A 12488-nucleotide genomic window follows, 5' to 3' on the forward strand; every position below is an offset into this window, starting at 1 on the left:
CCTCAGCTCATGCAGATTTGATGCCTGTCAGGTTACGGAAGGTGATCTCTTTGGCCGTATTGATAAAGTCGGCCATGAACTCAGCATTCGTATGCTCCTCACGCATCGCTGCATAAAGTGTGCACCAAAGACCGCGTTCGCCCAACTGACGAGCTGCAATATAGTCGCGCTCCAGGTACTCGTGCAAAGCCCAGCTTGGAAGTGCAGCAACACCGCGACCACTGGCCACCAATTGCATGATCATAACCGTCAGTTCGGCTGTGCGTACTTGCATCGGTTCAACACCGGCCGGATCCAGAAAACGTGTGAAAACGTCAAGACGCGATTGATCTATCGGATAAGTGATCAGAATTTCCTGCTGTAGATCTTCAGGCAGTATGGTTTTGCGAGGGGCAAGGCGGTGATGTCTGCTCAGCGCCAATACCGATTCATAGCTGAACAGCGGTACATAATTGATACCGGATCTTGGCTCCGGATCGGATGTGATCACCAGATCCAGGTCGCCTCTGATCAGTGCCGGTAGTGGTTGGAAGCTGAATCCGGTCGACAGATCCAGCTCAACCTCCGGCCAGTTCTGACGAAAGTGATCAATGGTCGGCATCAACCAGTCGAAACAGCTGTGGCATTCAATACAGATATTCAGCCGACCGGTTTCGCCGCCGGCAAGTCTGGCAATATCACGCTCAGCACTTCTGATCATTGGTAATACATCATCTGCCAGTGCCAGTAATCGCTGCCCGGCGCTGGTGAAAGAGATGGGTTTGGTTTTACGAATGAAGAGGGAGCAGTTCAGACGCTCTTCCAGATCTTTGATCTGATGAGACAGTGCTGATTGAGTCAGGTGAATCCGCTCTGCAGCTTCGACCAGGCTTCCGGCATCACGCAGAGCCGTCAGGGTTTTCAGATGACGTAGTTCTACCATGCTCACTCCGGTGAATGCGTTGCGCTGCTTGTATGAGACAGGCGATGAGACTTGTCACGAGACAGGTTGCGCCACTGGTTGTGCCAAAGATGAATATCGGGGTTCCGGTGACAATGTTTACCAAGTATAGCGAGGGGATTGGGATAACGCGAGTATGTGTAAATTTTGATTTAAAGCACGTCTGCCTGAAACTCATTCAGTATGCTCGAGATCAGGAACTTGATCTGGACGAACATTTAGCTCAGTTATCTTGTCTATACTGAAGTATCAAGAGCTTCATAAATGGCAGAATGGTTTCTGCCTGCTGTAGTAACAAGAAGGAAAGCATCATGGCTATCAGAGTCGCAATCAATGGGTATGGTCGAATAGGGCGTAATATTCTGAGGGCTCACTACGAAGGCAACAAACATCACGATATCGATATAGTGGCGGTAAATGATCTCGGGGATATTGAGATCAATGCCCTGCTGACTCAGTACGATACTGTGCATGGGCGCTTCCCGGCGAGTGTCACGACAACTGATACAGGCCTGCTGGTCAATGGTGATCCGATCCGGGTGCTGGCGGAATCTGATCCTGCCAGGCTGCCCTGGAAAGAGTTGGGGGTGGATATCGTGCTGGAGTGCACCGGACGATTCAACAGTCGAGAGGGTGCAGCCAAGCATCTGGAGGCGGGTGCCGGCAAGGTGATTCTGTCGGCGCCGGGCGGCAAGGGGATGGATGCAACGGTTGTTTACGGTATTAATCATCATATCCTGAAAGCCAGTGACCGCATCATCTCCAATGCAAGCTGCACCACCAACTGCCTTGCCCCGCTGATCAAACCTCTGCATGACGGCATAGGGGTGGAGAGCGGCCTGATGACCACGGTGCATGCCTATACCAATGATCAGAATCTGACCGACGTATATCACAAAGATATCCGGCGTGCGCGCAGTGCAACCATGAGCATGATTCCGACCAAGACAGGTGCTGCCGCTGCGGTAGGTCTGGTGTTACCCGAGCTGGATGGCAAGCTCGATGGTTATGCGATCAGGGTGCCTACCATTAATGTTTCGATGGTGGATCTTTCCTTTGTCGCCAGTCGGGATACATCGGTCGAGGAGGTTAACAGCTTATTGAGAGAGGCCAGTGAAGGGGTATTGAAAGGGGTGTTGGAGTATTCGACGCTGCCTTTGGTCAGTATCGATTTCAACCATACCTGCGCTTCCAGTATCTATGATTCCACGTTGACCCGGGTGATGGGCAGGCTGGTTAAGGTGTGCAGCTGGTATGACAATGAGTGGGGGTTTTCCAATCGCATGCTGGATACGGCGGTCGCTTTGGCGCTGGCAGAGTGAGGACTGTTATCTGGATCCGTGATCTCACTGGCAACTGCCTGTATGTGCAGGCCTATCCCGAAGGCCTTGGGTGAGACGCCGTGAATGCGTCCCTGCAGGCTTGAATGCCGCGTCCCTGCGGCATACACTCACCCAAGACCTCCGGAATCTGCTGCGAAGTCACGGGGCTTAAATTACGGAGCTTAAGTCACGGGCTTAAGTTACGGAACCAGCAGAAACTCGATCAGAGCTTTTTGTGCATGCAGGCGGTTTTCCGCTTCATCAAAAGCCACGCAGCGGGGATCATCCATCATGGAGGCGCTGACCTCTTCGCCACGATGTGCCGGCAGGCAGTGCATGAACAGTGCATCGCTATTAGCCAGATCCATCAGTTCGGGTGTCACCTGGTAGCCGGTAAACGCGCGCAGGCGTTCCCGCTGCTCCTCCTCCTGCCCCATTGATGCCCAGACATCCGTAACCACCAGATCACTGCCGGTGACTGCTTCCTGTGGGTTTTCGAGTACGGTGACTCTACCGTCGCTGGCCGCAACAATGTCGGCATCCGGCTCAAAACCTTTCGGACAGGCCACGCGCAGTTTGAAATCGAACTGTTCTGCGGCATTGATGTAAGAGTTGCACATATTATTGCCATCGCCGATCCAGACAACGGTCTTGCCCTGAATGCTGCCGCGCTTCTCGTGCCAGGTCTGCATATCCGCCAGCAATTGACAGGGGTGGAAACTGTCGGTCAGCGCGTTGATCACCGGTACGCGGGAGTTGTTGGCAAAGGTCTCGACAGACTCATGGCTGAAGGTTCGAATCATGACAATGTCGACCATGCTGGAGATCACGCGTGCCGTATCTTCGACCGGTTCACCGCGCCCTAGCTGAGTGTCACGCGAAGAGAGGAACATGGCATGGCCACCGAACTGAGCCATACCGGCCTCAAAGGATACACGGGTTCGGGTGGACGCTTTCTCAAATATCATCGCCATGACACGGTTTTTCAGCGGCTCATAAAGTTCGCCACGATTGCGCATCTGCTTGAGTTCAATGGCGCGAGCGATCAGGGTGCTCAGCTCATCGGATGTCAGATCCTTCAGGGTCAGAAAATGTCTTATAGTCATAAACTCTGCCGACAGCTTGGCTGTCGGCTCCAACAGTCAGGTTTTTGAAATACTGCTCTGCTTCAGTTGTTCTTGATCAACTGTCGCGCTCATCACCGGCATAAACGCGGATCAGCTGCGAAATCGTGTGGATCATCAGATCGGCTTCTGCCTGCGTCATGATCAGTGGTGGCAGAAGACGGATAACCTTGCCACCACCTGTGATGTTAAGCAATATGCCTTTCACCTTAGCCAGTACGGCAAGTTCGGTGCCGGCTTCGGTCAGTTCTATGCCGATCATCAGCCCTTTACCGCGAATTTCACGGACATAAGGTGTGTTGGCCAGCTCAATGTGGAAGCCATCCAGAATATACTGCCCGAGAGAAGCTGCATGGGTCAGCAGCGAATCCTTTTCAATTGTATCGATCACAGCCAGGGCCGCAGCACATGCAAGCGGGTTGCCGCCGTAGGTGGAGCCATGATTGCCGGGGCCGAACAGACTGGCCGCAGCGCCTTTAGCAAGGCAGGCACCAATGGGCATGCCGTTGCCGAGGCCTTTTGCTGTGGTGACAACGTCCGGCATGATCGATGTATGCTGGTAAGCAAAATACTGCCCGGTACGACCATTACCTGTCTGGACCTCATCCAGCATCAGCAGCCAGCCTTTGTCATCACAGATCTTGCGCAGTGCTTCCAGATAACCGGGAGCTGACATATGAATGCCACCTTCGCCCTGGATCGGCTCAACCAGAATCGCAGCTACGTCGTTGTTATGACGTGCTATCTGTTCAATGGCGTCCAGATCATTGAAGGGTGCCCGAACAAAGCCACTGACCAGAGGCTCAAAGCCAGCCTGAATAGATCTGTTGCCTGTAGCGCTCAAGGTAGCCAGAGTGCGGCCGTGGAAAGAGTTCTCCATGACAATGATGGCCGGTTTGTCGATCCCTTTGGTGTGGCCATGCTTGCGTGCCAGTTTGATCGCCGCTTCATTGGCTTCGGCACCGGAGTTGCAGAAAAAGACATTGTCCATGCCAGACACGTTAGTCAGCTTTTCGGCCAGTTGCTGCTGCAGAGGGATAGTATAGATGTTGGAGCAGTGAATCAGCTTACCAGCCTGGTCGCAGATCGCTTGCGTGACGGCAGGGTGAGCGTGACCAAGCCCAGTGACAGCAATACCGCTCAGCGCATCCAGATATTTGTGTCCATCCGTATCGTGGATCCAGACACCCTTACCGTGATCGAATGCGACCGAGAGCCGGTTATAAGTATTCATCAGTGGCTGCATGGCCATGTTTTTACTCTCCCTGCAAACGCAAAAAGGCAGCCAAGGCTGCCAGACAGAGGAACATTCTATTGTCTGGACTGTTTTTAATCAATTATAACCATAAGATTAAACCGGACATGGTTGAAATGTAAATTTCTGGCGCCATAGTATGTCTAAGGATCTATTCGAGATGTTCTGAGGTGAGCCTGTCACAGGGCAGTTGCCAGATTAATAATGCTAACTATGTTTAACAGCAATCTGAGCAAAACAGTTACCTGAGCAAAACTGTCGGATATGGTATACTTCATAGGTTCCCCGGCCGGGAGCCGAGGCTAACATGACTGATGAAAGGTGCTTAAATGAGTGTTGTTGATACTATCAAGGAGCAGATTGGCGAGAACCCGATACTGCTTTACATGAAAGGTACGCCTCGCTTCCCGCAGTGTGGTTTTTCTGCTCGTGCGACTGAAGCGATCATGGCTTGTGGCGAGCGTTTTGCGTTTGTGAATATTCTGGAGCATCCGGACATTCGTGCCGAGCTGCCAAAATATGCCAATTGGCCCACCTTCCCGCAACTCTGGGTAAACGGTGAGTTGGTAGGCGGATGCGACATCATCAGCGAAATGAGCGAAAGCGGTGAGCTGGAAACTCTGATCAAGGCTGCCGTTCAGGCAACAGCTGATAAGCCAGCAGAGTGATCTGATACTTCAACACCCAGCCAGGCATATGCATGCAGGGCTGGGTGTTCTTATTTTGCTGAAGTTTTTTGGCAAAACTTTCTAAACCCTGAAAATCATTAATTATGGAGAAATGAAAATGGGAGTACTTGTTGGTAAGCAAGCACCAGATTTTACTGCTGCGGCGGTTCTGGGCGATGGTTCCATTGTTGATACCTTCAATCTGAAACAGGAAACTGAAGGTCGTTATTCTCTGGTGTTTTTCTACCCACTGGATTTCACCTTTGTTTGCCCGTCCGAGCTGATCGCACTGGATCACCGTATGGATGCATTCAAAGAGCGTGGTGTGGAAGTGATCGGGGTCTCTATCGATTCGCAGTTCACTCACAACGCATGGCGTAACACCCCTGTTAACCAGGGTGGTATCGGTCCAGTCAAATACACACTGGTTGCCGACGTCAAACATGAAATCTGCAAAGCATATGATGTTGAAGCAGAAGCCGGTGTTGCTTTCCGTGGCGCCTTCCTGATCGACGACAAAGGCGTTGTGCGTGCACAGATCGTCAACGACCTGCCACTGGGTCGTAACATTGACGAGCTGGTGCGTCTGGTTGATGCGCTGCAGTTCCATGAAGAGCACGGCGAAGTCTGCCCAGCTGGCTGGAATAAAGGCGACCAGGGCATGGACGCATCACCTGTAGGTGTTGCCAAGTACCTGTCTGAGTCTGCTGACAAGCTGTAACAGCCTGTCGACTGAACAAAAAAAACCGCTGCAAGACAGCGGTTTTTTTTGTCCGGAACTTATACTTTTATCAACCACGCGCTACATAGCATCCCAGTCAGGATAAATATGTGAGAAAAATTCTCATGCCTCTGATGGAAATGTGGCATCTTTATCAAGGCTGACGTAATAAAATACGGCTTCCGGATAATTTCACCAGTAACCTATTATGTACACAGCTCCTAATACTGCGCTTGGCGTCGCATTGAATGTGATTGCGTCAGTGTTCTTCGCGTTGATGTTTGCCTATACCGCCCTGCTCACGGCGCTGGGAGGTGAGGAGATCTATGGCTGGCGTATATTTCTGACCTTCCCCTGTCTGACGCTGTTTATTCTGCTCAGAGGCTACTGGCCGCAGGTAGTCAGTATTTATCAACGCCTGTATCGCGAGCGTTATTTCTGGGCCACCCGGTTGGTATCCTCATTTTTGTTGGGTGTGCAGTTGTGGCTATTCATGTGGGCACCGGTTAATGGCTATGGCTTGGCGGTCTCGCTCGGTTATTTTATTCTGCCCATCACCATGGTGATCATCGGGCGCATCGCCTTCAATGATCGCATGTCACGCTTTCAGCAACTGGCCTGCTTTTTTGCGGTGTTGGGTATTCTGAATCAGCTGGCGCTCTCTCAAACTCTGACCTGGCCGACGCTGGTCGTGTGTCTGGGTTACCCGGGATACTTCTGGCTACGGCGTAAAACAGACACGAACAATATTGGTGGCCTGTGGGTCGATATGGCGCTGAGCCTGCCGGTGAGTCTGTTTTTTATCATCCAGGGCGGTCAGGTGGTCTCTGAGCTGGACAGCAGCCTGCATCTGCTGTGGCTGGTGTTGGGGTTGGGTTTGATCAGTGCACTGGCGCTGGCTTTTCAGGCGCTGTCGGCCCCGCATTTAAATCTGAGCCTGTTTGGGTTGTTGATATATGTCGAGCCTGTGTTGCTGTTGTTGGTGGCTTTTTTGTTAGGCGAAGCTATAACGCCTGCCGAATGGCCGACCTATATCGCCATCTGGTTGGCTGTGCTGGTGTTGATCCTTGAAGGGGTACGCGGTTTACGAAAGCAGCAGAAGCTGCTTAAGTAAAGCTACAGGTGGCCATATTCAGGAATAAGGTCACCAAACCACTTTCTTTGTTTACTTTTGCGTGCAGTGCAAAAGATGGGCGTTTTCATGCATAACGTCACTTATCCATTCGGCAACAATATTCACATGGGGTAATTTTCGTGATGTGGCATTTTTAATGAGCCATATCTCTGAGTCTAAAAAGTCTTCCTCTTCAAACACTCGTCTCAGTCCCGAAGACTCTGCAATGAATTTTGGTAAAGCTGATATGCCGATTCCAGATTTTACTGCTTGCAGTTGAGTGTTGAAGTTGCCTGCGCGTATATAGGGTTTAGGATTTTTCGGGCGATCTTCCATGAATTGAGCCAAGGGTAAATAGGACAGCTCGGTATCCCAGGAAATGATCCGATGACCTGCCAGGCCAGCTGTCTGAGTGGGCATACCCATTTCCTTTATATAATCCGTTGCAGCGTAAAGCCCCTGAGATATGTGGCCTAACTTTTGAACGGTATAATCACCATGTGACGGACGGCTGAGGCGTACCAACAGATCAGCATCCCCTCGTGTTAGCCTGGATGATCGGACATCGGCTAATATCTCCAGCTGTATATTTGGGTACTTTTGAGCAAGGTGCTTCAGGCGAGGTATTATCAGGTACTGACCTAACAGCTCCGGCAATGCTATACGCACGACACCGGATATTTCATCTTTCTTGAGTGTTGCATTTCTCTCCAGTCGCATTAAGTGTGCTTCTGCCTGTTCTGCTAAAGGCAACAGGCTCAGGCCGGACTCATTCAGTTCATATCCTTCTTTGGAGTGTATGAATAGCTCGGATCCAATATCTTGTTCGAGCTCGCTGACTCGTCTGGAAACTGTCGAAGGGCTCACACGTAGAACTTTCGCCGATTCGGTCAGGCTTCCGGTTCGTGCGACGGATAAGAAATATCTAAGATCATCCCATTTCATATCTTTCCAGATTTGAAATCCTGTTTTTGAAATTTGTCTGTTTTCAGTTCGATTGTCACTCGATAGAGTGAATTGATGTCTAACAGCCAATATCTGGGAATTTATTATGTCAGTCAAGTCGTGCGCATACATGTTTGAGAGGTTCGGGGGCCCGGATGTTCTTCAGTGGAAAGAGGTTGAGCTGCCAGAACCGGGTAACGGACAGGTTCTGCTACGCCACGAAGCGATCGGGGTAAACTACATCGATATTTATCACAGAACAGGTACATTCGCTGCGCCGCTGTCACTACCCAGTGGGCTGGGTATAGAGGGGGCGGGTATAATTGAGGCTGTCGGTGCTGATGTGTCAGGTCTCTCGGTAGGTGATCGCGTCGCTTATGTGGGAGGCCCTCCTGGTGCTTACTCGACTTCACGGTTACTTCCCGCCGCACGCGTTGTGAAAATTCCTGATGCAGTTCGAAGTGATATTGCGGCAGCGCTGATTTTTAAGGGTTTGACGGCAGAATATCTGATCACTCGGTGCTATTCGGTAAAGGCCGGAGATACTGTGTTGTTTCATGCTGTTGCTGGAGGTGTGGGTCAAATTGCTTGCCAGTGGTTGAGCCATATCGGTGCCAATGTAATCGGTACTGTCAGTACTGAAGATAAAGCCAGAATAGCGAAGGAAAATGGCTGCCATCATGTCATCAACTACAGTCAAGAAAGCTTTGTCGAACGGGTTCGTGAAATCACGGGTGGCAAAGGTGCAGACGTTGTCTATGACTCTGTGGGGCAGGATACTTTTATGGGCTCTCTTGACTGCGTGAAAGTAAGGGGGACATTGGTGAGTTTCGGTGCAGCATCGGGACCCGCCCCCGCGCTTGATGTATCTTTGCTGGGCGCCAAAGGCTCCATTTTCCTTACACGGCCATCCATTGCTCACTACACTGCCGTACGAAAGGAGCTGGAAGCCGGTGCTGCTGCGGTATTTGACAAGATTGAGAAAGGCATAATCAGGACCGATAATATCAGTCGCTACTCACTCAAAGAAGCAGCGCAGGCCCACATGGACCTTGAGTCTCGCAAGACTTCAGGGGCTCTGATACTGATACCCGAATGAGGAGGCAGTTGGTTTATAGCCCCGAAGTGCACAAGCCGCAGCTGCTCGCCGTTGTCTTGATCAGTCTCGCGTTTGCAAGACCAGATCCCACCCGCCCAGGTCTTTCCAGCGATTAACAATCAGGCAGAAGAGTTCAGCTGTTTTCAGTGTATCATAGAGTGCTGAATGGGCCAGTTTGTTGTCGAATTCGATACCAGCGACGTCGCAGGCCTTGGCCAAAACGGTCTGTCCGAATGCCAGACCAGCCAGCGTGGCGGTGTCAAAGGTGGAGAAGGGATGAAAGGGGTTGCGTTTGATCTGGCAGCGCTCGGTTGCCCGATTGACAAAGCCATGATCGAATGAGGCGTTATGGCCGACCAGTACGGCGCGCTTGCAGCCGTTGGACTTGATTGCTTTGCGGATCGGCTTGAAAATGGACTCCAGTGCGGTGGCTTCGTCGATCGCATTGCGCGCAGGGTCATCAGGATTGATGCCGGTGAATGCGAGTGCTGATGGTTCCAGGTTAGCACCGGGAAATGGTTTGATATTGGCGCTGTAGCTCTGGTCGACCAGAAGATAGCCTGTCTCATCCATGGTCAGGGTGACGGCGGCAATTTCAAGCAGAGCATCGGTAGTGGCGTTGAAACCGGCGGTTTCGACATCAACAACGACAGGGAGATAACCGCGAAAGCGGTCGGCCATCAGGCTAAATCCGTCTGTGGGAGTCAAACGTAATCCTTAAAAAGCAGGTGAAAGAGTGGCCAATATTGTAACAGTTGCCGGGCGGCATTCAAAACCGGATCTAAAGGATTTGGCGGTTCGGCCGATAGTTCGTGGATAGTTCAATGGATGGCTCAAGAGTTTCCAGGGCTGTGATTGCCAAGGCTGTGAGTATAAGTGCGCATACTATGACGAAACTGTGGTTCTTCCGGTTAATGGCTGGTGCGACTCTTCTGTCTTTTCAGGCGGCGGGTGCTGCCACTTTCCGTGCGCCCATTGATGATACCCGCTGGGAGATAGAAGTGTCTCACTTCGAGTGCCGGATGATGCATCAGATTCCCGCATTCGGTTATGCCATATTTGAGCACGAAGCGGGTGAAACGCTGAATTTCAATCTGGTACCCACCCAGCAGCAACAGATTGAAGGTACCGTGAGACTGATCGCCGAGGCGCCTGCCTGGCAGCCTGGAATTGCACCGGAAATGCTTGGCGAGATGTCTGTGCAGTCGGGCCGTGTTCGGATCAATGGTGCTGGTGCAACACAGATGATGTCGGCGCTTTACCGGGGGATGAGCCCAACTTTCAGTGGTCAGAACTGGTATCAGTCGGCCCAGCCGGTCAGTGTGGGTATCTCATCAGTCAACTTCAAATCGGCCTACAGTGACTATATGGACTGTGTGGCTCAGCTGTTGCCGGTCAACTATCGACAGATTGCCCGGACCGCCGTGCTGTTTCCATCTGCTCAGATCATGTTGTCAGATGCCACCAGAGATCGTCTGGATCTGATTGTGCAGTATGTTCAGCATGATGATACGGTCACTACCATCTATGTGGATGGTCATAGTGATAATGTCGGCAGGCGCCTGCTGAACCGCGATCTGTCCAAACGACGTGCAGAAGAGGTCACCAATTACCTGTTGCAGCAGGGTATTGATGAATCTATGATCATTACCCGTTATCATGGTGAGCGTTATCCGGTCGTGGCAAATAATACGCCGGACAACAGGACCAGAAATCGACGTGTTACCATACGCCTTGAGCGTGAATAGAAGCGTGTTTGCGTGCTTTCTGTTAAAATTCCCGACTTGTTTGTCGTAAATCAGTATTAGCAATCAGTATTAGCAATCAGTATTAAACAATCAGTATTAAACAATCAGAGTTTAGTAACTCAGACGACCGGCTCCCGGACAGGTTAGCCGGTTTCAGTGATCTGGAGCATTCTATGTCCGAAATTAAAAAGGTCGTGTTGGCGTATTCCGGCGGCCTGGATACTTCTGTAATCGTGCGTTGGTTGCAGGATACCTATAATTGCGAAGTGGTAACCTTTACGGCTGACATAGGTCAGGGTGAAGAGGTTGAGCCTGCGCGTACCAAAGCTCAGGCGCTGGGTGTCAAGGAGATCTACATCGAGGATCTGCGCGAAGAGTTCGTGCGCGATTATGTGTTCCCGATGTTCCGTGCCAACACCATCTATGAAGGCGAGTATCTGCTGGGTACATCAATTGCGCGCCCTCTGATCGCCAAGCGTCTGATCGAGATCGCCAACGAGACCGGCGCAGATGCCATCTCTCATGGTGCTACCGGCAAGGGGAATGATCAGGTTCGTTTCGAGCTGGGTGCTTATGCACTCAAGCCTGGTGTCAAGGTGATTGCGCCCTGGCGTGAATGGGATCTGACCTCGCGTGAAAAACTGATGCAATATTGCGAAGAGCGCAATATTCCGGTTGATTTCGCTGGCAAGAAAAAGAAATCACCTTACTCCATGGATGCCAACCTGCTGCATATCTCTTACGAAGGCGGCATTCTGGAAGATCCCTGGGCAGAAGCTGAAGAAGAGATGTGGCGCTGGAGCGTCAGCCCTGAAGCAGCGCCTGATGAGCCGACCTATCTGGTACTGACTTACAGCAAGGGTGATATCGTTGCGATCGATGGCGAGCAGATGAGCCCGGCTACCGTGCTGGAAACATTGAACCGCATTGGTGGTGCCAATGGTGTTGGCCGTCTGGATATCGTCGAAAACCGTTTTGTCGGCATGAAGTCACGCGGCTGCTATGAAACGCCGGGCGGCACCATCATGATGAAGGCGCATCGTGCGATTGAGTCCCTGACTCTGGATCGCGAAGTAGCGCATCTCAAAGACTCTCTGATGCCACGTTATGCTGAAATGATTTATAACGGCTTCTGGTGGTCTGAAGAGCGCAAGATGATGCAGCAGATGATCGACTTCAGCCAGCGTCATGTGAATGGCGAAGTGCGCGTTAAGCTTTATAAAGGTGGAGTGTCTGCAGTGGGTCGTCGTTCCGATGACAGTCTGTTTGATGAAAGCATTGCTACCTTTGAAGATGATGCAGGCTCCTACAATCAGAAGGATGCCGAGGGTTTCATCAAGCTGAATGCACTGCGCATGCGTATTGCGGCCAGCAAAGGGCGTAATCTGCTGGATGATTGATCAGGCGCTGCCTGTTCTGAAACAAGCCCCGCTCTATGCGGGGTTTGTTATTTCAGTCCGATGCCGGTATAAACTGGCTAGTGCTCTGATTTTCATGCTACTTTTGAACAACCTGAGATCAGGGGGCGTTGCAGTCACGTTCAGGTTGGAGT

12 protein-coding genes are annotated in these 12488 nt (G+C 51.4%); 7 read left to right on the forward strand and 5 right to left on the reverse strand.

The annotated features are described in order from the left end of the window. Positions 1-7: 7 nt before the first annotated feature. Positions 8-922 carry a LysR family transcriptional regulator gene (locus ACK3CJ_RS05515; RefSeq protein WP_409525431.1) on the reverse strand — a complete coding sequence of 305 codons (915 nt, stop codon included), beginning with the start codon at positions 920-922 and terminating at the stop codon, positions 8-10. A 329-nt stretch (positions 923-1251) separates the two neighbouring features. On the opposite strand from ACK3CJ_RS05515, the gene gap reads away from it, so the two are divergent. Beyond that, positions 1252-2262 (forward strand): type I glyceraldehyde-3-phosphate dehydrogenase, encoded by a 1011-nt coding sequence (gene gap, locus ACK3CJ_RS05520; RefSeq protein WP_409525432.1) that lies wholly within the window; start codon positions 1252-1254, stop codon positions 2260-2262. 200 nt (positions 2263-2462) lie between these two features. On the opposite strand, the gene argF is transcribed toward gap, so the two are convergent. Beyond that, positions 2463-3368: an ornithine carbamoyltransferase gene (gene argF, locus ACK3CJ_RS05525; RefSeq protein WP_409525433.1), complete on the reverse strand. Its 906-nt coding sequence runs from the start codon at positions 3366-3368 to the stop codon at positions 2463-2465. A 76-nt stretch (positions 3369-3444) separates the two neighbouring features. After that, a complete protein-coding gene (locus ACK3CJ_RS05530) occupies positions 3445-4638 on the reverse strand; it encodes an aspartate aminotransferase family protein (RefSeq protein WP_409525434.1) in 1194 nt (397 codons plus the stop codon). Positions 4639-4970: 332 nt separating this feature from the next. On the opposite strand from ACK3CJ_RS05530, the gene grxD reads away from it, so the two are divergent. The 3 genes from grxD (at position 4971) to rarD (ending at position 7144) form a co-directional block, all read left to right on the forward strand. Further along, the gene (gene grxD / locus ACK3CJ_RS05535; protein ID WP_409525435.1) at positions 4971-5309 is read left to right on the forward strand and encodes a Grx4 family monothiol glutaredoxin; all 339 of its coding nucleotides are present in this window, start codon (positions 4971-4973) and stop codon (positions 5307-5309) included. A 118-nt stretch (positions 5310-5427) separates the two neighbouring features. Beyond that, positions 5428-6030, forward strand: a complete 603-nt coding sequence (locus ACK3CJ_RS05540; protein WP_409525436.1) for a peroxiredoxin — start codon at positions 5428-5430, stop codon at positions 6028-6030. 208 nt (positions 6031-6238) lie between these two features. Then, positions 6239-7144 (forward strand): EamA family transporter RarD, encoded by a 906-nt coding sequence (gene rarD / locus ACK3CJ_RS05545; protein ID WP_409525437.1) that lies wholly within the window; start codon positions 6239-6241, stop codon positions 7142-7144. Positions 7145-7195: 51 nt separating this feature from the next. Here rarD and ACK3CJ_RS05550 read toward each other — a convergent pair whose 3' ends face one another. Then, positions 7196-8089 carry a LysR family transcriptional regulator gene (locus ACK3CJ_RS05550; protein WP_409525438.1) on the reverse strand — a complete coding sequence of 298 codons (894 nt, stop codon included), beginning with the start codon at positions 8087-8089 and terminating at the stop codon, positions 7196-7198. A 130-nt stretch (positions 8090-8219) separates the two neighbouring features. Between ACK3CJ_RS05550 and ACK3CJ_RS05555 the strand changes: the two genes are divergently transcribed. Beyond that, entirely contained in the window at positions 8220-9188 is a 969-nt protein-coding gene (locus ACK3CJ_RS05555; RefSeq protein ID WP_409525439.1) for a quinone oxidoreductase family protein, read from the forward strand. Positions 9189-9248: 60 nt separating this feature from the next. Here ACK3CJ_RS05555 and rnt read toward each other — a convergent pair whose 3' ends face one another. Beyond that, positions 9249-9869 (reverse strand): ribonuclease T, encoded by a 621-nt coding sequence (gene rnt, locus ACK3CJ_RS05560; RefSeq protein WP_409526552.1) that lies wholly within the window; start codon positions 9867-9869, stop codon positions 9249-9251. Between the two features lie 206 nt (positions 9870-10075). On the opposite strand from rnt, the gene ACK3CJ_RS05565 reads away from it, so the two are divergent. Together ACK3CJ_RS05565 and ACK3CJ_RS05570 are read left to right on the forward strand one after the other, a co-directional pair. Next, positions 10076-10936 (forward strand): flagellar protein MotY, encoded by an 861-nt coding sequence (locus ACK3CJ_RS05565; RefSeq protein WP_409525440.1) that lies wholly within the window; start codon positions 10076-10078, stop codon positions 10934-10936. Positions 10937-11109: 173 nt separating this feature from the next. Continuing rightward, positions 11110-12336, forward strand: a complete 1227-nt coding sequence (locus ACK3CJ_RS05570; protein ID WP_409525442.1) for an argininosuccinate synthase — start codon at positions 11110-11112, stop codon at positions 12334-12336. The last annotated feature ends 152 nt before the right edge of the window (positions 12337-12488 follow it).

Origin of the sequence: Nitrincola salilacus, assembly GCF_046271865.1 — a bacterium.
Classification (GTDB): Bacteria; Pseudomonadota; Gammaproteobacteria; order Pseudomonadales; family Balneatricaceae; genus Nitrincola; species Nitrincola salilacus.